The organism is Terribium retamae (assembly GCF_022347545.1).
Lineage (GTDB): Bacteria > Pseudomonadota > Alphaproteobacteria > Rhizobiales > Rhizobiaceae > Mesorhizobium > Mesorhizobium retamae.
In genome coordinates, this window is the sequence record NZ_JAKREW010000002.1 from 45,389 (window position 1) to 65,167 (window position 19,779).

Annotated in this window: 18 protein-coding genes; 10 read left to right on the forward strand and 8 right to left on the reverse strand. The window is 60.4% G+C overall.

From position 1 onward, the window contains the following. Positions 1-221: 221 nt before the first annotated feature. Genes L4923_RS03670 through L4923_RS03680 form a run of 3 tightly spaced genes read right to left on the reverse strand, consistent with a single transcriptional unit; the run spans position 222 to position 2,287 of the window. Positions 222-689 carry a GNAT family N-acetyltransferase gene (locus L4923_RS03670; protein WP_239362144.1) on the reverse strand — a complete coding sequence of 156 codons (468 nt, stop codon included), beginning with the start codon at positions 687-689 and terminating at the stop codon, positions 222-224. Positions 690-719: 30 nt separating this feature from the next. After that, positions 720-1,241, reverse strand: coding sequence for a flavin reductase family protein (locus L4923_RS03675; protein ID WP_239362146.1), 522 nt, complete (start codon positions 1,239-1,241; stop codon positions 720-722). Then, positions 1,238-2,287 (reverse strand): LLM class oxidoreductase, encoded by a 1,050-nt coding sequence (locus tag L4923_RS03680; protein ID WP_239362147.1) that lies wholly within the window; start codon positions 2,285-2,287, stop codon positions 1,238-1,240. Before L4923_RS03680 ends, L4923_RS03675 begins: the two co-directional genes overlap by 4 nt. Positions 2,288-2,588: 301 nt before the next feature. On the opposite strand from L4923_RS03680, the gene L4923_RS03685 reads away from it, so the two are divergent. The 5 genes from L4923_RS03685 (at position 2,589) to L4923_RS03705 (ending at position 7,337) form a co-directional block, all read left to right on the forward strand. After that, entirely contained in the window at positions 2,589-3,473 is an 885-nt protein-coding gene (locus tag L4923_RS03685; protein ID WP_239362148.1) for a LysR substrate-binding domain-containing protein, read from the forward strand. A 268-nt stretch (positions 3,474-3,741) separates the two neighbouring features. Continuing rightward, positions 3,742-4,953 (forward strand): glycine betaine/L-proline ABC transporter ATP-binding protein ProV, encoded by a 1,212-nt coding sequence (gene proV / locus L4923_RS03690; protein ID WP_239362466.1) that lies wholly within the window; start codon positions 3,742-3,744, stop codon positions 4,951-4,953. A gap of 22 nt (positions 4,954-4,975) precedes the next feature. Next, positions 4,976-5,905 carry an ABC transporter permease gene (locus tag L4923_RS03695; RefSeq protein ID WP_239362149.1) on the forward strand — a complete coding sequence of 310 codons (930 nt, stop codon included), beginning with the start codon at positions 4,976-4,978 and terminating at the stop codon, positions 5,903-5,905. 24 nt (positions 5,906-5,929) lie between these two features. Then, positions 5,930-6,796, forward strand: coding sequence for a glycine betaine ABC transporter substrate-binding protein (locus L4923_RS03700; protein ID WP_239362150.1), 867 nt, complete (start codon positions 5,930-5,932; stop codon positions 6,794-6,796). Positions 6,797-6,950: 154 nt separating this feature from the next. After that, positions 6,951-7,337 carry a helix-turn-helix domain-containing protein gene (locus L4923_RS03705; RefSeq protein ID WP_239362151.1) on the forward strand — a complete coding sequence of 129 codons (387 nt, stop codon included), beginning with the start codon at positions 6,951-6,953 and terminating at the stop codon, positions 7,335-7,337. A 106-nt stretch (positions 7,338-7,443) separates the two neighbouring features. Here L4923_RS03705 and L4923_RS03710 read toward each other — a convergent pair whose 3' ends face one another. Further along, the gene (locus L4923_RS03710; RefSeq protein ID WP_239362152.1) at positions 7,444-8,778 is read right to left on the reverse strand and encodes an aminotransferase-like domain-containing protein; all 1,335 of its coding nucleotides are present in this window, start codon (positions 8,776-8,778) and stop codon (positions 7,444-7,446) included. 98 nt (positions 8,779-8,876) lie between these two features. On the opposite strand from L4923_RS03710, the gene L4923_RS03715 reads away from it, so the two are divergent. From L4923_RS03715 to L4923_RS03735, 5 genes are read left to right on the forward strand one after another with little or no spacing between them, the layout of a single operon-like run. After that, positions 8,877-9,836 carry a substrate-binding domain-containing protein gene (locus L4923_RS03715; RefSeq protein ID WP_239362153.1) on the forward strand — a complete coding sequence of 320 codons (960 nt, stop codon included), beginning with the start codon at positions 8,877-8,879 and terminating at the stop codon, positions 9,834-9,836. A gap of 44 nt (positions 9,837-9,880) precedes the next feature. Beyond that, the gene (locus L4923_RS03720; RefSeq protein ID WP_239362154.1) at positions 9,881-10,753 is read left to right on the forward strand and encodes an ABC transporter substrate-binding protein; all 873 of its coding nucleotides are present in this window, start codon (positions 9,881-9,883) and stop codon (positions 10,751-10,753) included. A gap of 2 nt (positions 10,754-10,755) precedes the next feature. Then, positions 10,756-11,658 carry an amino acid ABC transporter permease gene (locus tag L4923_RS03725; protein ID WP_239362157.1) on the forward strand — a complete coding sequence of 301 codons (903 nt, stop codon included), beginning with the start codon at positions 10,756-10,758 and terminating at the stop codon, positions 11,656-11,658. Continuing rightward, positions 11,645-12,418, forward strand: coding sequence for an amino acid ABC transporter ATP-binding protein (locus tag L4923_RS03730; RefSeq protein ID WP_239362158.1), 774 nt, complete (start codon positions 11,645-11,647; stop codon positions 12,416-12,418). Before L4923_RS03725 ends, L4923_RS03730 begins: the two co-directional genes overlap by 14 nt. A gap of 29 nt (positions 12,419-12,447) precedes the next feature. Then, entirely contained in the window at positions 12,448-13,632 is a 1,185-nt protein-coding gene (locus L4923_RS03735) for a M20 aminoacylase family protein (RefSeq protein ID WP_239362159.1), read from the forward strand. 228 nt (positions 13,633-13,860) lie between these two features. On the opposite strand, the gene L4923_RS03740 is transcribed toward L4923_RS03735, so the two are convergent. The 4 genes from L4923_RS03740 to L4923_RS03755 form a co-directional block, all read right to left on the reverse strand. Continuing rightward, on the reverse strand, positions 13,861-14,121 hold the full coding sequence (locus L4923_RS03740; protein ID WP_239362160.1) for a DUF2312 domain-containing protein: 261 nt from the start codon (positions 14,119-14,121) through the stop codon (positions 13,861-13,863). A 126-nt stretch (positions 14,122-14,247) separates the two neighbouring features. Next, positions 14,248-17,706: a pyruvate carboxylase gene (pyc, locus tag L4923_RS03745; RefSeq protein WP_239362161.1), complete on the reverse strand. Its 3,459-nt coding sequence runs from the start codon at positions 17,704-17,706 to the stop codon at positions 14,248-14,250. Positions 17,707-18,090: 384 nt separating this feature from the next. After that, entirely contained in the window at positions 18,091-19,212 is a 1,122-nt protein-coding gene (locus L4923_RS03750) for a branched-chain amino acid ABC transporter substrate-binding protein (RefSeq protein WP_239362162.1), read from the reverse strand. Between the two features lie 135 nt (positions 19,213-19,347). Further along, the gene (locus L4923_RS03755; protein WP_239362163.1) at positions 19,348-19,695 is read right to left on the reverse strand and encodes a DUF6867 family protein; all 348 of its coding nucleotides are present in this window, start codon (positions 19,693-19,695) and stop codon (positions 19,348-19,350) included. Positions 19,696-19,779 lie beyond the last annotated feature (84 nt).

Genomic DNA, 19,779 nt, shown 5'->3' on the forward strand with positions numbered 1-19,779 from the left:
CAGCAACGGCATTTCGTCGACGACCTCCGTCGGGACCTCGCCTTCACTGCTCCTCACGTTGCAGGTAAACCGCCGTCGCATTCCTCATATATTTGTATGTGCATGCAAATATCAAGAAAAAAGCTTGTCAAATAGGACATGAGCAATTCTTGGGGCCCTTGCTACGCCAAGCCTCATCAGCGTCGCGGCGAGAGACATCCCCGCCAGTGATCACGTCGGCTCTAGTCAGCAAGGTTCAACTCATAGGTAACCCAATGTGTTTTGGCTCCCACATCGTCGTAAAGCCGTCTGGCCGGCGCATTGTCTTCCGCCGTGATCCACCGCACGAACGGCCACCCTCGCGCCTTGGCGATTTTCGCAACGCCGTTGATCAAAGCTCGTCCGACACCTTTGTCGCGTTGCGCCGGTGACACGAACAGATCATCCAGAAATCCCGCGTCGCGACCGAGAAGTGTTTCCGAAAAAGCGCGATAATGGGCAAGGCCGACCATCGTGTTGTCCGGCGCGATCGCCAGGATAGCGTTCAAGGGATGCCCCGCATCGAGCAGCCAGTTCCACACGCGATCCAGGACGTCTTCGTCTAGGGACGTTTGATAGAATTCGCCATACTGGCGGTAGAGCTCCCTCCATGTGAGTGCATCGACCGGTTCCGCGGGGCGAATGACGAGAGTTGGCTGGATAGCGGACATCATCTCTTCCTTGTCTGATAACATCGTCGGTTACGCATCGGATCGCGGCGGGAAGTTGGGCGGAGCGACGGGCGACGGCGCGTGAAACGCTCTACGCCAATGCAGAAGCGGCAGGGATTGGCTGGTTTCGCCGAACGCAACCGAGGCCGTGATCAACCTGTGGTCGCCCAGTCTCACGCGCTGTTGGACGCGCGCCGGTATCCAGGCCAGGGCGTCATCGATACGCGGTAGCGCGAACTCCTCGCACCATCGGATGCCATCGAAGCGGTCGATTGCCGCCGTTGCAAACTGCCGGGCAATGTCGGTCTGGTCGGCTGCGAGAAGGTTTATGCCTATCGCTGCACCGGTATGCAGTCGTGGCAGCAAGCGCGAAGCTGCGTTGACCGCGAACATCACCAATGGCGGCTCGAGCGACAGGGTGTTCAACGTGCCTACCGTCAGCCCATAAGCCCCGGCACGGCCACCGACCGTGACCACCGCGACCGACGTCGGTATATGCGCGAAAAGCTCCTTGAGGGCTTCGGTCGACGGCTTGTTGCTGGTATGGTTCACCATTGGGTCGACAGCGGCTGCGGCCCCTCCAGCGAGGGGAAAAGCGGCAGGACCTCTTCGGCGAGTTCCTGTATGATTTCGCCCGCAGGACGCCTTGCAAACTGGATGCCTAGCGCGGCGTGATTGACGCCGGCGCCATGCCATTCTGTCAGCAGATCGATCAGGCCCTTGCGGCCGGTCTGCAGGACAAAACCTCCCCTGAGCGGCGTACGCGGAAAATCCGGATCCTCCACCAGATCGAGCCATTCATTGGTCATATGCGGCCTGAAGCCGCCGCCCGGTATCTTCGCGCGCCAGTCGCGAATGATGGTAGCTAATCGCTGTGGTCCTTCCGGCGAGTGGGCAGCCTGGGGATAGGTCAGCCAGCCGTCGGCATTCTCCGCCACCCAGGATCGCTCCTGGCGGCTTGCGCCGGTGACGATCAGAGGGATTCGCCCGAAAACCGGCTTCGGGTAAAAATCCACGCCGCGCATCCTACCCAGGCTCGAGGCGATCTCGGGTCGGCCGGCCGCGATAAGTTGGCGGAAATACGCAACCGTCTCGGCAAACCGTTCGCCGCGGCTTTCCATGTCGATGCCATAGGCAGGGAATTCGACCGGCCGGTCGCCTGAGGCAATTCCAAGTATCAGCCGCCCGCCGGAGAGATGATCGATGGTCGTTGCTGCCTTCGCCAAGTCGATCGGATGCCGCAGCGTGAAAATCGCACTGCCGGTCGCCAGAGCGACCTTCTGCGTGCGTGCCGCCAGATAGGACAGGTAGGTGAAGGGGTCGAACAGTTGGCCGGCATCGCCGAAGGCGGGATCGAATAACGGCACGTCGCGAACCCAGACAGCCGAAAAGCCAAGGTGATCGATTTCCGTGACAAGCTCGGCCTGCCCTTGCAGGACAGCCATACTTCCCTGAAAAAAACGCAAAGGCAGGAAGATGCCGATGGTCAGCCGGTCGGGCGCGAACATGCGCCGATAGCCCGGATGATCTGCAAAGGCCTCGAACGAGGACCCGGAAAGCGCGGTTGCGCGATCTGTTTTTGAAGCGGCTATGTTCATGACAAACTCCTTTGCGCGACAGCGTGCCTTGCCGCTGGCTCAGGCCAGCAGGCTCGGCCGTCTCCGACCGAATCCACGACTGTCTTCGGCTGCGATGTTTATGGAGACCGGTTGGCGAAGAGAAACGATCGTTTCTCTCTTTGGAGTTAGGCCAGCTAAATTCTAAAGTTCATAGACCGATCTCTATCAGCTTAACTGACTGCCAACCTCAGGCTTAGGTTTTGCATTAGGGGAACACCAAGAGGTAATTGACACGCTCAAAAGAAAATTTAGTTTTGTTAAATCCTGGACGAGATACCGAATGGGCCGCGTACTTCCCCTCCTTGCCTTGCGAGCCTTCGCGGAAGCCGGACGCTACGGCAGCATAAAACGCGCAGCCGATGTCATGGGCGTGACCTCCGGCGCCGTCAGCCAGCAATTGCGGCTTCTGGAGGAGCGTGTCGCCGCGCCCCTTTTTTCCCGCACACGCTACGGTGTCGAATTGACCGAAGCTGCGGCCAAAGTGCATCCGGCAATGCTTCGCGCCTTCGATCAGATCGAAAGCGGTCTGGAAACGCTGGAGGCAAGCAAGGCCGCCCAATCGCTCACGGTCTGCACGGTGCCTTCCTTCGCCGCTTCCTGGCTGGTGCCACGGCTGGGGCGCTTCACGGAGCGCCATCCGCAGATCGAGGTTCGCGTGGAGGCTTCATCGGCACTCGCCGATCTGCGCAAGCAGCGGGTGGATATCGCGATCCGCCATGGGCTTGGCGACTATCCTGGCCTTGAGGCCACTCACCTGATGGCGCCCGAATTGATCCCGGTGGCCAGTCCGCGACTACTTGCCGATGGCCCCAGAATCGATAGCCCGGCCGATTGCCTCGCCTACCCCCTGCTGCAGGATTCCGACCGCGCGGACTGGCGCCTCTGGCTCCAGGCCTTTGGCGTCGAGGGCGACCCCCGAATCGAACGCGGGCAGGCTTTCGACGAGGATTTCCTGCTCGTGCGGGCTGCCGAGGCCGGTCAGGGAATTGCCCTGGTCCGCGACATCTATGCCCGCGAAGAAGTCAGGGCAGGACGACTGGCTGTTGCCCTCGACCGTCCCTGGCCAACCGAATTCGCCTACTATGTGGTGACCTTGCCGCAGGCCAGAGAAAGACCCGCCGTTGCAGCGTTCGTTTCCTGGCTGACCTCTGAAGCGAAAGCTTAGTCCTCGCTGCGCCTGAAGCGCCAACGCCGTCGCTTTCGAAGCAGAACTCCGTCGTTGCCGGTGACATGGTTCCCCATGTTGGGTGGACATGCCAGCTCAGCGGTTTATATAACGGAGCGCAACAAACGAATCTCTCCAATCCTGGGGAGGGCGTTTGTGTATAGTATTCGTGGCGCGGTGTTCTTCTGCGCATTTGCCGGAACAAAGGAGAGATTATCCGCCGAAGCAAGCGGATTGTAATCTTAGAGTGCCCTTGACTATAAAAAGCATAGAATACAATAGACAATCTGTTGTTAAAATCAGTCTGAAAAATATCTATAAGGTATTTGGAGACGATTCCGAGCAGGCGCTGCGTATGGCGCGAGCCTGCAAGAGCAAAGCCGAGATCTACGCGTCCACCGGCTGTACGATCGGTGTCGACAATGCAAGCTTCGACATCATGGCCGGTGAGACCTTTGTCATCATGGGCCTGTCCGGCTCCGGCAAGTCGACCCTGCTCCGCCTTCTCAACCGCCTGATCGAATCAACTGCCGGTGCCGTTGAGATCGACGGCCGCGATATCACGAAAATGTCGAAGCGCGAGTTGATCGAATTGCGCCGGCGCGACATGAGCATGGTGTTTCAATCGTTCGCCTTGCTTCCCAATCGCGATGTCCTCGGCAACGCCGCATTCGGCTTGGAGATCGCCGGTGTGGGCGAGGCGCAGCGCACCGCGAAAGCGCTTGCCGCACTCGATGCGGTTGGGCTCAAGCCCTATGCGAAAAGCAGGCCGGACGAACTCTCAGGTGGCATGAAACAGCGGGTCGGCCTGGCGCGGGCGCTGGCCGGCGAGCCGACCATCCTGCTCATGGACGAGGCCTTTTCGGCACTCGACCCGCTGATCCGCACAGAGATGCAAGATGAGTTGATGCGTCTTCAAGCCGAGAAGAGCCGCACGATCATCTTCGTCAGCCACGATCTCGACGAGGCAATGCGCATCGGCGACCGAATCTGCATCATGCAACACGGCAAGGTCGTGCAGGTTGGCACGCCGGATGAGATCGTTTCCAAGCCGGCCAACGACTATGTGCGATCCTTCTTTCGCAACGTGGATGTCTCGCAGGTCTTCAAAGCCGGCGATATCGCCCGCAAGACCCAACTGACCATTATCGATCGGCAAGGCGCGTCAGTGGCTGCCACGCTGGAGCAGATGGAACAGTCCGGACGCGATGTCGCTATCGTAGTCGGCCGCGACAAGAAATTCCACGGCATGATCAGCCAGGATGCGCTGATCGAAAAGGTTAAGACAAAGGCCGTAGAGCCCTCCCGCAACGCCTTCCTTCAGGACGTAGCACCCATACCCGCCGGTGAACCCCTGTCCAATGTTCTGAGTCGTGTGGCCGAAAGCCGCTGGCCCGTTCCCGTGGTCGACGAGCATGGCCGCTATGTCGGCTCCATCAGCAAATCGGCGCTTCTGGAAACGCTCGACCGGACCGGCTGAGCCGAACCGAAGGTAACAATCAATGGATTTCAGTTTCAGTGTCGGCCATGGCGCCGATGTCACCGTCAATTACATTCTCGACAACTTCACTCCTGCGCTGGACGCTATCGCCACGGCAATCGGTTTCGTTACCGACAACATCCAAGGCACCTTGACCGGGATTCCGCCGACTGCAGGTATTGCCATACTGACGATGCTGTCGCTGTGGCGTGTGGGCTGGAAATTTGCCGGCTTCACATTGCTTGCGCTTGCCCTGGTCGATCATATGGGCCTGTGGCAAGGCACCATGGAGACATTGTCGTTGGTGCTTTCTGCCACCATCATCGCGATGGTTTTCGGCATCCCTGCCGGCATAGCGATGGCAAGGTCGGACAAGGTGGCAAGCCTGTTCCGCCCCGTGCTCGATCTCATGCAGACGATGCCGGCTTTCGTCTACCTGATCCCGGCCGCGATGTTTTTCGGCCTTGGGGCCGTGCCGGGCACGATTGCCACGGTTATTTTTTCAATGCCGCCGGTCGTGCGCCTCACCAATCTTGGCATACGCCAGGTGCACCCGGAATTCGTTGAGGCCGGACTGGCTTTCGGCTGTACGCCCTCGCAGCTTCTATTCAAGGTTCAACTGCCGAATGCCATGCCTTCGATCATGGCCGGCGTGAATCAGACGATCATGCTCTCGCTTTCGATGGTGGTGATCGCCTCGATGATCGGCGCCGGCGGGCTCGGCAATTCCGTGCTGACAGGCATCCAGCGGCTCGACGTCGGCGCCGGCTTCGAAGGTGGTCTGGCTGTCGTGATTCTGGCCGTGGTGCTCGACCGGATCACGCAAAGCTGCGGCAAGGGCAGCTCGGGCTTCCTGAGCTTCCTGGCCTTCCGCAACGGCAAGGGACGCCCGCAATCGACTTCGTCGGACGGCGCTCCGACCGACGACGAGCAGCGCTCCGTCGCTGCCTGAACTTCCAAATACGAAGGAGAAAATATGTTCAGAACACTGACCCGTATTGGACTTGCCGCGCTCGTCGCGGCCAGCATGACCACATCGGCCTTCGCGCAGGACGGAAAACCTGTGAAACTGGGCTGGGCTGCGTGGTCGGACGCGGAATTCGTCACCAAGCTCGCTGCTAAACTCATCGAGGACAAGCTCGGCCAGAAAGTCGAGCTGGTACAGACCGACGTCGCGCCGCTCTACCAGGGTGTCAGCCGCGGCGACATCGACGCCATGATGATGGCCTGGCTGCCGGAAACCCATGCCGACTATTTCAAGCGCGTGGAATCCAAGGTGGAGACGCTCGGCACCGTCTATGACGGCGCGAAACTGGGCTGGGTCGTTCCGCAATATATTCCCGAAAGCGAAATCAGCTCGATCGAAGATCTGAAGAAGGACGAGGTGAAGGAGAAGCTTGGCGGTGAAGTGCAGGGCATCGACCCTGGTGCCGGCCTGACACGACTTTCCGAGCAGGCGGTCAAGGACTATGACCTGGACTACAAGCTGAAGATCTCCAGCGAGGCTGGCATGCTGACCACGATCGACCGGGACATGCGTTCCGAGAAGTGGTTCGTCGCCACAGCCTGGAGCCCGCACTGGATGTTCGGCAAGTACAAGCTGCGTTACATCGACGACCCCAAGGGGGCGCTCGGCAAGGCCGAACACATCGACATCCTCGCCCGCAAGGGATTCAAGGATGAAAACCCCAAGGTCGCGGAATTGCTTTCGCGCATCAAACTGCCGATCCCCGAACTCGAGGCGGCAATGTTCAATGCGCAGGAAACCTCCTACGAAAAGGCGGTCGACAAATACATCGTCGACCATCCGGACAAGATCAAGCAATGGGTTGAAGGCGACTAGGCGCCCCGGCGAACGAGCGGGCTGTCGCGCCCGCTCCAGCCGGCAGGCCAGCAGCGAAACTCGGTGAACAGCCGGCGTGCCGACGGCATGCACCGCCGCCGTCTGCGGGCTGGTCCACCCTGCCTCAATATCCTGACGAACTGGAGAATGAAACATGCTTGACGACAATCGCCTCGCACACAATGACGAAACGCTCGGCGGTCGCATATCGCTCGCCCGGGACGCGAAGGCCTTTTCCATGGAGCATGCGGCCGAGAGACTTGGTGTCCTTCCGTCGAGCTGGCGCGCCTGGGAATGCGACCGCGACGTTCCGCGCGGAAACAGGCTGACGACCATGGCAGGCATTCTCGGTGTCAGCCCATCCTGGCTTCTGACCGGACTTGGCAGAGGGCCGATGAGACCGGGCATCGACGGTCATGCGCAGGATCTGCCACAAGTGATGCGTCGGATCTCGAAAGAGATCGAGGCGCTCAACGAACGCATGCGGCAGATCGCATTGCATCTCGACGATGACGCGAGCGCGCGTAACAAGGGGCCTTAACCGGCGGCTTGATGGACGCAGGCCGACGGTGGCGACCGGCATAGCATGCCCTGACAAACAGGATCAGCAGACCGTGCGAATGCAGGTTTAGCGAACCCGCTGCGCGCTATCTGGGTTTGGCGGCAGCTGCCGAAATTGCGTGAGCCACGCGATCGACCTCCGACAGCGGAAGCACGCTTGTGGCAATGCGGATGGCGTTGATTGGTTTCAGTGAAAATCTCGAACCAGCACTTACGGCGATGCCACGCGAAGCGAGCGTCACCAGCGCGAAGCTTTCCGTCTCCACAGGCACGAACACGCTGAGCCCCTCCCCCTCATTGATTTCGATCCCCAATGCGAAAAGGGCAGAGGCCAGGGCATGCCGGCGGGCCTGGTACACGGTTCGTGCGCGACGAACAATGTTTTCGGTTTCAGCATCCTGGAGCAGCCAGGATGCTGCAGCCTGCAGGATGCGGCTGGTCCAGCCTGCGCTGAAGCTGCGATAGGACTGGATCTGCTCCACAATGCTTGCCGAACTTGACAGAATGGCCAGCCTGAGATCAGGCCCGAGCGTCTTCGAATAGGACAGGACATGAATAACGCGATCCGGAAAACGCTTTCCCAGTGATTGCCGAGCGGTCTCCGACACGTCGCCGACGCCGTCGTCTTCGATGATCAACGCATCCGAGCCCTTGAGCACATCGCCAAGCGCTTCGAGGCGGTCTCGGGTCACGGAACTGCCCGTGACCGAATGGATCCTTGGCTGGAATAGAAACGCCACGGGCTTCGCTTTCAGCGCTTCCGCCAGAGCCTCGGGGATTGGTCCCTGGGCATCGCATCGGACCGGGATGATTGGAACATTGAGATCCTCGAGAATGTCGAGCAGACGCAAGGCTGTCGGATCTTCGATGGCAACCGGCGCCCCGGGCGGCACCAGCGCATGCAGCAATGTGTAGACGGCGTTGTATCCGCCGTTGGTGACGAGGAAGGCACCCGGATCATAGGGCCAACTGGGCCGAACGACCTGCTCGAGTTCCGGCAGGATGCGTTCCCGCTGATAGCTGTTCAGCTGGCTGGCCTTCGCGCCATGCAGCAGTGCCTGTTCGAGCGGAGGCAGCAATTCGACGTCCGGAGAGGCGATCCCGAGATTAAGGACATCCGGGCCGTAATTGCCGGTGCTCACCAGTCGAGTTGGACGTGGAGCAAAACGATCTCCCATCACCCACGCGCCATTCCGGCCTCGCCCGCCGATGATCTTGTGACGCCTGAGGTCGGCCCAGGCAATGGAGATTGTCGCCGGACTGATGCCGAGCCGAAAGGCGAGATCGCGCACCGATGGCAACTTCGTTCCGACGGGAAGAAGCCCCGAGCGGATCATGGCTCCGGTTTCGAGGGCTATGCCGCGAGACGTTCGATCGCCAAGCCGATCCGCAAACCATTGAGCATCATATCGATCAGCCATCGTCGCAACTTTAAATGTTTAATGCCATAATAACATTTGCTGGAACGGACTTAAACATTTACGGAGCGGTCGTCAATTTTAGCAGTACGAGGAAATTCATGCGCGTTCCGGTCAAGTTCGCCACAAGGGATTGGGACTACCTGACGCCGCTTGTGCTGGGCGACGTGACCTCCGAACGTCTCGATATCCAGGTCGATCGCGTCGGAACGCTGATACCCGACCTCGCAGCGAGCGAGATCTACGATGCGGCGGAAGTATCCTTCAGTCGCTACACATCCGCGATGGCCAAAGGCGTAGAGACCGCTGTGGGCATCCCCTGCTTCATCATGCGCGGCTTTCGTCACCGGTGCATCATCACCACCGAAGCCAGCCCCATGACCAAGCTGTCGGATCTCGCCGGCAAGCGCATCGGCGTTACCGGCTGGCGGGATTCCGGCAACACGTGGACACGTGCAGCACTTCGGCGCGAAGGGGTAGGAGTGGAAGACGCCTACTGGTTCGCCGGGCGCCTGACGTCTTCCCATCCCGTCGTGGATCGCCTGGACGGCTTTGGCCGGCCGGGACGCATCGAGGCAGCTCCCGGTGACCGTCCGATGATGGAACTGCTCGCCGAAGGCCGGCTCGATGCCGTTTTCACGCCCTTCATGCCCGACGGCTATTTTGACGACGGGTCGGGGTTCCGCCAGTTGCTGCCGGATTTCGTCGCAGCGGAAAAGGCCTATTTCGACGCCGTCGGCTATGTGCCGGGCATGCACATCGTCGCAGTCAAGCAGCAGCTTGCCGAAACGCATCCGTGGCTTCCCGGCGAACTGGCACGCCTTGTCGACGAGAGCCAGCGGCTTTGGACCTCGAAGCGGCGCAAATATGCCGAGACGACGCCGTGGATGTTTGACGAACTGCTGCGCTCGGCGCGCGCCCTGCCGACGAGCTGGAACGACAGCGGACTGGAAGCCAATAGCCCGATGATCGAGGACTTCATCACAGAACTGTCCGAGCAGGGCATCCTGGAATCGGACCTCACGCCCCAGACCCTTTTTCCCTTCGAAGACAAGTTTTAGGCGACCAAACCCGAAGCAATCGGACAAAATCACGGAGGAATGCCATGAAGAAACCTGCCTTTATTCTCGCCGCCCTGACAGCGATCCTTGCAGCGAACGCTGCCTGGTCCCAAGACATCCAGAGGCAGTCCCAGGACGACGCGTTGCGAGCACGTCTGCCCCAGGAAATCCGCGACGCAGGCAAGATGATCGCCGTCAACAACGGCTCGTTCCCTCCTTATGAAATCGTGACCGGCACCGAACTCACCGGGGCGACCAAGGATATATCGACCGCAATCGGCGAATTGCTCGGCATCACCATCGACCATGCCTCGGTTGCAGGCCTTCCCGCTCTGCTCAGCGGCATCAATTCCGGCCGCTATCAGTTCGCCATGGGTCCGGTCGGTGACTATCCCGACCGGCAGAAGGCGAACGACTTCGTCGACTGGGCCCGCGAATATGTCGTCTTCGCTGTAGAAAAAGGCAATCCGTCCGGCATCACCTCACTCGATGCGACCTGCGGCAAGCGTATCGCGGTGATGGCCGGCGGCTCGGCGGAAAAGGTCATCAAGGAGCAGTCGAAGAAATGCACGGATGGCGGAAAATCTGCCGTCGAGGTTCAATCCTACACCGACCAGCCGAGCTCGATCCTGGCCGTGAGATCGAAGCGTTCGGACGCATTCTTCTCCTCGCAGGCCCCGCTTACATACTTCGTGCAGCAGGCGAACGGCCAGCTCGAACTTGCGGCCGTCGGCCAGGCGAACGGCTTCAAGGACATCTATCAGGGCGCCGTCGTCAAGAAGGACTCGCCTCTGGGCGGGGTGCTGCTCGATGCCTTCACGATCCTGATCAAGAACGGCACCTATGCCCAGATCATGAAGAAGTGGGGCCTCGAGAACAACATGATCGACAAACCCGGCATCAATCAGGGACAGTAGCCATGTCCGGTTTCAACCCGTCGGATGATGCGCTGCGCGATGTCAAACTCGCGCACGTGCCCTTCCCCCTCCCCCGCGTCGCCCTATGGGCATTCACCCTGGCCGTCGCTCTGGGTTTCGCCTACATCGTTGCGATCAACCCGAACTTCGGCTGGCCGGTCGTCGCTCAGTATTTCTTCGACCCGACTGTGATGCAGGGTCTGTCGGTGACGCTGGGGCTGACGGTTGTCGCCATGATCATCGGCGTCGCGCTCGGGTTGATTTTGGCGATCGCACGCATGTCGCAGGACAGGCTGGCGTCTTCGCTGGCGGGACTGTTCATCTGGTTCTTCCGCGGAACGCCGCTGCTGGTGCAGCTCATCTTCTGGTACAACATGTCGACGTTGTTCCCGCGCATTTCGATAGGCATCGCGAGCTGGAACACCAATGACCTTATCACGCCCCTGACTGCAGCCATTGTCGGCCTAGCCCTCAACGAGGCAGCCTATATGGCGGAAATCATCCGCGGCGGCCTGCTTTCGGTGGACAAGGGCCAAGCCGAGACTGCGCAAGCCTTCGGCATGACCAAGGCGCGCGCTCTGCGCCGCATCATCATTCCGCAGGCGATGAAGTCGATCGTCCCTCCCACCGGCAATCAGCTGATCAGCATGATCAAGGCGACCTCTCTGGTCAGCGTGATCGCCATGGCGGATCTGCTCTATTCCGTCCAGTCGATCTACAACCGGACGTTCGAAATCATCCCGCTGCTGCTTGTTGCGGTCCTGTGGTACCTGCTCATCACGTCGATCCTGAACATCGGGCAAAGTGCCATCGAGCGCCATTACAGCCGCGGAGACCGTGGTCTCACCACCGACAAGAAAAAGGAAAATCCCATGCCTTCAGGAGCCGTCGATGAGCGCGCCTGAAACCGTTCTCGTTCGCGCTCGCGGCGTCCACAAGGCGTTCGGTCCGCTTGAAGTCCTGAAAGGTATCGACCTGGATGTGGCTGCCGGCGAGGTTGTGGTCATCCTCGGACCGTCCGGCTCGGGCAAGTCGACATTTCTGCGCTGCATCAACCATCTCGAGACGATCGATCAAGGCTTTGTCGAGGTGGATGGGGAGCAGATCGGCTTCCGTCTCAAGAACGGCCGGCTTAACAAACTCACCAATCGCGAGATTGCCGCCCAGCGCAGCAGGATCGGCATGGTGTTCCAGCAGTTCAATCTCTATCCGCATATGACTGCGTTGGAGAATGTGATCGAGGCACCCATCGGAGTGCACAAGCAGAGCCGCGACGAAGCCACGCGCTATGCCCGTGAGCTGCTGACACGGGTCGGTCTTTCCGAGAAGTTCGATGCCTATCCCCGGCAATTGTCGGGCGGCCAGCAACAGCGCGTGGCGATCGCGCGTGCCCTGGCGATCCGCCCACGCTTGATGCTCTTCGACGAACCCACCTCTGCACTCGACCCCGAGCTCGTTGGCGAAGTGTTGGCCACGATGCGCGACCTGGCCAAGGAAGGGCTCACCATGATCGTCGTCACGCACGAGATCGGTTTTGCCAAGGAGGCTGCCGACCGCGTCGTCTTCATGGATGGGGGCGTTGTCGTCGAACAGGGACCTCCCGGTGAAGTTCTGGCCAATCCCAAACACGCCCGGACCAGAAGTTTCCTCAGCCGCTTCATCTGATCGCCGCGTACGACCAAGGAACACATTTCATGGCCCCTGCTTCAAATCAGTTCGCCCGCATCTCGGATCTCGAGGACCGGGCCGGGGAACTCGTCGCGACACGCCGGCACCTCCACGCCCATCCGGAATTGTCCTTCGAAGAGCATGAAACGGCCTCCTATGTCGCCGGACAGCTCGAAAGCTGGGGCTACGAGGTGACAAGGAATGTCGGCGGTCTCGGTGTCGTGGGGCGTCTGAAGCAAGGCAATGGCGGTCGCAGCATCGCGATCCGTGCAGACATGGATGCCTTGCCGATTCAGGAAGCCACCGGCTTGTCCTATGCCAGCACGACCGACGGGAAGATGCATGCCTGCGGCCACGACGGCCATACGACCATGTTGCTCGGCGCCGCCGAATATCTTGCGCGCACACGCCATTTCAATGGGACGATCAACCTGATCTTCCAGCCGGCGGAAGAGGCCGGCAAGGGGAGTGGCGCCCAAGCCATGATCGCGGACGGGCTTTTCGAACGCTTCCCCTGCGATGCGATCTTTGGCCTGCACAACCATCCGGGCGCACCGGCAGGGACCTTCCTGATGCGATCAGGACCGTTGATGGCTGCAGCCGACACGGCCACGATCACCATCGCCGGCCGCGGCGGCCACGCGTCCCGCCCACATCTGACGGTCGATCCGATTGTCGTTGCCGCTAACATGGTCATGACGTTGCAGACAATCGTGTCGCGCAACGTCAATCCGACGGAGACCGCCGTCGTGACGGTCGGAACCATTCACGGCGGAACCGCGTCCAACGTGATACCCGAAAGCGCGGAAATAACCGTCAGCATCCGTTCCTTTTCGCCCGAGGTGCGCGACACACTCGAGCAGCGGGTACGTGACATCGCTTCTTCGGTAGCCGGGGCGCATGGCGCCAGCGTTTCCATCGATTATGAACGCGGCTACCCGGTGGTCATCAACTCGGAACAGGAAACCGCCTTCGCCAGCGAGGTGGCCAGGGAACTGGTGGGAGAAGACAAGGTCGGCATCTGCCCGATGATTCCAGGCAGCGAGGACTTCGCTTATTTTCTGGAACACAAGCCGGGCTGCTTCCTGCGCCTCGGAAACGGTGTCGATTCCGCGATCCTGCACAGCTCGAAATACGACTTCAATGACGACAGCCTGACCACCGGCGCTGCAATGTGGGCCCGACTGACGGAGCGGTTTCTGTCCGCCTAAGACGACCGGGCAGCGGAATCGAAGCGGTATCCCGGCTAGTCTCAATGATCGGCCGGGCACTTCGGCCTACACGGTCTGGAGAGTGCAGGCATCTCCGGCGCGGAATGCTGCTACGGTCGGCTCCAGCCGGTGACGGCTGGAATAGCCTTCCCGCAAATGAAAACCGGAAGCACAAGGCTTCCGGACCAACTCACGATTTCTCGTACGGCCTTGCCGCGCCGAGAAAAATCACACCATGCCGAGCGCGGCCTTGTACAGATCAAGGATCGATTCCGCTTCCTGGCGCTCGGCCTGGTCCTGCTTGCGCAGGCGCACGATGGTGCGGATCGCCTTGGTGTCGAAGCCTGTGCCTTTGGCTTCCGCATAGACGTCCTTGATGTCGTCCGCGATCGTCTTCTTCTCTTCCTCGAGACGCTCGATGCGCTCGATGAGCGCGCGCAACTGGCCGGCGGCTACAGTCTGGCTGGTTTCGGTGATTTCGTCGGCCATAATGGTCTCCATTCTTCTTCAGCGGCCACGACTCGGGCAAGCGGCAGCCGGTTTTCCGGCCGGTTCGATGCCCGACCGGACATGGCAGGTCAAGGCCTGATTGTCAGCAATGCCTCTGGTATTGCCTCAGCCGAACACCACCAGGAGATCCTTGGCATCGATCTGATCACCTGCCTTGACCAGCACCTCGGCAACGACGCCGTCGCGCTCGGCATGCAGCGCGGTCTCCATCTTCATCGCTTCGATGGAGAGCAGTACGTCACCGGCCTTGACGCTCTGGCCAGCGGAGACCGATACGCCCGAAACCACACCAGGCATCGGCGCCCCGAGATGCGCGTCGTTTCCGGGCTCGGACTTCGGCCTGGCCTTGCCGTTCGAAGCGCCATGCGCCCGGTCCGGTACCTTGACGCGGCGAGGCTGGCCGTTCAGCTCGAAGAAGACGGTGACCATGCCCTTCTCGTCGGTATCGCCGACAGCGAGGCAGCGAATGACCAGCGTCTTGCCCTTTTCGATATCGACGAAAACCTCATCTTCCGGCTTCATGCCGTAGAAATAGGTCGGGGTCGGCAACACGCTGACCGGACCATAAGTCTCCTGGGCGGCAGCGAAATCGGAAAACACCTTCGGATACATCAGCCATGAGGCGAACTCGTTCTCGGCCAGCTTTCGGCCGAGCTTCTCCTCGATCTCCTTGCGGCTCTTCTTCAGGTCCGCCGGCTTGAGCAGCGATCCCGGACGCACCGTGATCGGCTTGTCGCCTTTCAGCGCCTTCTTCTGCAAGGCTTGCGGCCAGCCGCCCGGCGATTGACCGAGATCACCACGCAGCATCGAAACGACGGAATCGGGGAAGGCGATATCCTTCGCCGGGTTCTCGACATCGGAGACCGTCAGGTCCTGGCTGACCATCATCAGCGCCATGTCGCCAACGACCTTGGAGGACGGCGTCACCTTGACGATATCGCCGAACATCAGGTTGACGTCGTGATAGGCCTGGGCCACCTCGTGCCAGCGTGTTTCCAACCCGAGCGAACGCGCCTGTTCCTTGAGGTTGGTGAACTGCCCACCGGGCATCTCGTGCAGATAGACTTCGGAAGCCGGTCCTTTGAGGTCACTTTCGAAGGCGGCATACTGGTTGCGCACCGCTTCCCAGTAGAACGAGATCTTGCGGATCCACTTCGGATCGAGACCCGGGTCGCGGTCGGTACCTTTCAACGCCTCGACGATTGAGCCCAGGCAAGGCTGCGACGTGTTCCCGGAGAAGGCATCCATAGCCGCGTCGACCGCATCGACACCGCTCTCCACCGCTGCCAGCACGGTCGCTGCCGACAGGCCGGAGGTATCGTGCGTGTGGAAATGGATGGGCAGGTCGGTCGCTTCGCGCAGCGCCTTGAACAGAACGCGCGCGGCCGCCGGCTTGAGCAGACCGGCCATGTCCTTGACGGCGATGATGTGCGCACCGGCAGCTTCTAGCTCCTTGGCCAGCCCGACATAATAGTTCAGGCTGTATTTGGCCCTGTCCGGATCGAGGATATCGCCGGTGTAGCACATCGCCGCTTCGACCAGCTTGCCCTCGGCGCCGACTGCATCCATGGCGACGCGCATGTTTTCGACCCAGTTAAGGCAGTCGAAGACGCGGAACAGGTCGATGCCGCCTTCCGCGGCCTGTTTGACGAAATGCTGCACCACATTGTCGGGATAATTGGTGTAGCCGACGCCATTGGCGCCGCGCAGCAGCATCTGCAGAAGGATATTCGGCGCCCGTTCGCGCACCAGCGACAGCCGCTCCCACGGATCCTCGGTCAGGAAGCGCATGGCCACGTCGAACGTGGCGCCACCCCAGCATTCGAGCGACAGCAGCTGCGGCAAGGCACGTGCATAGGTGCCGGCGATACGCGCGATGTCATGCGTGCGCATGCGCGTCGCCAGCAACGACTGGTGTCCGTCACGCATGGTCGTGTCGGTGACCAGTACCTGATCTTGTTCGCGCATCCATCTGGCGAAGCCTTCCGGACCAAGCTGGTCGAGCTTCTGCTTGGTTCCGTCCGGAATCGGTGCCGTGAACCATGGGATGATCGGCGCAGCCGCATCCGGGTTCGGCTTCGGCCGGCCGCGCGTCTCGGGGTGACCGTTGACGGTCACGTCAGCCAGATAGTTGAGCAATTTGGTCGCGCGATCCTGACGCTTGACCTGCGCGAACAGTTCCGGCGTCGAGTCGATGAACTTCGTCGTGTAGGAATTGTCGGCGAAGCTCGGGTGATTGATGATCGCTTCGAGGAAAGTGAGGTTGGTTGCCACGCCGCGGATGCGGAACTCGCGCAGGGCGCGGTTCATGCGGGAGATCGCTTCATCCGAGGTCGCCGCCCAAGCTGTGACTTTCTCGAGCAGCGGATCGTAGTAGCGGGTGATCACCGCGCCCGAATAGGCCGTGCCACCATCCAGCCGAATGCCGAAACCAGTGGCGCCGCGATAAGCAGTGATGCGACCATAGTCGGGAATGAAGTTCTGCTCCGGATCCTCGGTCGTGATGCGGCACTGCAGGGCATGGCCGTTCAGCCGGATATCCTTCTGCGCCGGCACACCCGATTCCGGCGTGCCGATGGCGAAGTCGTCGAGGATGTGGATCTGTGCCTTGACGATATCGATACCGGTCACCTGCTCGGTGACGGTGTGTTCCACCTGGATACGCGGATTGACCTCGATGAAGTAGAACTTGCCGGTATCGGCATCTTGCAGGAACTCGACCGTGCCGGCGCCGATATAGCTGGTCTCGTTGGCGATCTTCAGCGCATAGCCGCACAGCTCCTGGCGCAGTTCGTTGCTGAGATAGGGTGCGGGGGCCCGCTCCACCACCTTCTGGTTGCGGCGCTGGATCGAACAGTCACGCTCGAACAGATGCACGGCGTTGCCATGCGTGTCGCCGAGGATCTGCACCTCGACGTGGCGGGCCCGCTCGATCAGCTTTTCGAGATAGACCTCATCCTTGCCGAAAGCCGCCTTGGCTTCGCGTTTGCCCTCGGTGACCTCGCGGATGAGATCGGCTTCGCTGCGGATGGCGCGCATGCCACGCCCGCCACCGCCCCAGGAGGCCTTGAGCATGACCGGATAACCGATCGCCTTGGCCAACTTCTTGATTTCCTCGGCATCGTCCGGAAGCGGATCGGTCGCCGGCACGACAGGCACGCCGACTTCGATGGCAAGGTTGCGCGCCGCCACCTTGTTGCCAAGCCGACGCATGGTCTCCGGCTTCGGACCGATGAAGGTGATGCCGTTGGCGACGCAGGCCTCGGCGAATTCGGGGCTCTCAGACAGAAGGCCATATCCCGGATGGATGGCGTCCGCGCCCGAGAGTTTGGCAACACGGATCACCTCGTCGATCGACAGGTAGCTTTCGATCGGACCCATGTCCTTGGCAAGCCAGGGACCGCGACCGACCTGGTAGCTCTCGTCGGCCTTGAAGCGATGCAGCGAGTATTTGTCCTCCTCCGCCCAGATCGCCACCGTTTTGAGTCCCAGTTCGTTGGCCGCGCGAAACACGCGGATTGCGATCTCGGAACGGTTGGCGACAAGGATCTTCGTGATTGCCAAGGAGGTACTCCAGCCGACCAGAGCAATTCCAGGAAAAGCGCGTAGCGTTTTCTGCCTGGAATTGCGTAAAAACAAAGAGTTAGAGCGTTTACGCGTTCCGTGAGAACGGAAACGCTCTATCGAAGAAAGGCGGGCGCATGATTAGCGGGAAAATGCTGCAGTGCAACTAAAATAAGCACCCCTGCGGAATGAATACGGATCAGGCAACGGCGGCACTCGGAAGCGAGAAAGCCATCGAAAATTCCGTTGCGGCATGGGGACAGGAATCGCCAGGATAATCGTGCCCGCGGGCGACTCTCCCCGGTCGTTTTCTGAATAAACTGACCTGCAAAACGAAAAATGCCCGGCGCTCGGCCGGGCATCTCATCAGGATTGAACGAAAGATCAGTCGACCTTCGGCACGTAGGTATACTTGCCGTCGTCGCCCTTCTTCCAGATGTACATGACGTAGCCCGGAAGCTTGGGGTCACCCTTTTCATCATAGGAGAGTTCGCCGAGAACGGTCTTGAACGGACCCTTCTCGTGCATCGCCTTGGCGACCTCCTGGGTGTCGTTCGACTTGGCGGCGGCCGCGGCCTGAGCGATCACCTGCACGGCTGCATAGGAGTACAGCGTGTAGGCTTCCGGCTCGAAGCCCTGGGCGCGGAACTTCGCAACCAGGTCGTTGTTGGCCGGGTTGAGGCGCGGATCGGCACCGAACGTGTTCAGCGTGCCTGCTACCGCGTCGCCGGCGATCGAGGCAAGCTCGTTCGAGACGATGCCGTCACCCGACATCAGAGGGGCCTTCAGGCCCTGGTCGGTCGACTGGCGGATGATCAGGCCGGCTTCGGTGTGGAGGCCACCCCAGTAGATCAGGGTGACGCCAGCTTCCTTCATCTTGGCGATCAGAGCCGAGAAGTCCTTGTCGCCGACGTTGACGCCTTCGTACATGACTTCCTTGACGCCAGCGGCATTCATTGCCTTCTTGGTCTCGTCGGCAAGGCCCTGACCATAAGGGGTCTTGTCGTGAATGACCGCGATCTTGGCGTCCTTGAAGTTCTTGGCGATGTAGGCGCCGGCAATGCCACCCTGCTGGTCGTCACGGCCGCAGGTGCGGAATACGTTCCACAGGCCGCGTTCGGTGAAGACCGGGTTGGTGGCGGCAGGCGTCACTTCGACGATGCCGTTCTCGGCATAGACTTCCGAGGCCGGGATCGACACGCCCGAATTGAAGTGGCCGACCACGAACTTGACGCCGTCCGCGACGAACTTGTTGGCAACCGAAATACCCTGCTTCGGATCGGACACGTCGTCGCCGACCGACAGCTTGACCTGCTCGCCATTGATGCCGCCAGCCGCATTGATCTCGGCGATGGCCATTTCGGCACCCTTCTGCAATTGCGCGCCGAAGGCAGCATTGGGGCCAGTGATCGGGGCACCAACGGCAATCTGAAGGTCAGCCCACGCGCTGCCGCTGAACGCGAGCAGCGCGGTCAGGGCCACGGCGGACAAAAGTGATTTTTTCATTGAAACGCTCCCATTTCCCGGGCGGGCGATGATAGAGTTTTCACGCGATGCCCACCCCAATCGCAGAAAACGTACTTTGCCTCATTTTAAGGTCTTGTCACGCCGATTCTTGGTCGAAGGGCGCAGGTCAAAACATTAGGCTTTGGGCTTCCAGCTAAGCGGCGAAACCTTTTCGTATAGCCAGCTATACTGCGTCACCATTTGGTTCGTGCGGGTATACTGGTAACCGAGGAACGCGAGTACCATCAGCACGACCGTATCGACGATGTAGTATTGCAGCGTGAACATCGTACCCTCGAAAAGGGCGTGATGAATGAAGCGCACGCCGAGGCCCAGGCCCAGGATGTAGAGGAACAGCATTGGCCGTGTGCGCCATGTCTGCGCACAGGCTCTGCCTGTCATCCAGGCTGCCCATCCGCCCAACAGGCAGGTGACGAAGAAGAACTGCCAGATGGAGGCCTCTTCATAGATGATACCCTGCATGATGAAGACCCCCTGAACTTGAGCAATTCCGGCACGTGTAGCGGCCTGGAATTGCGTGAAAACAAAAATTGGAACGTCTCCGCG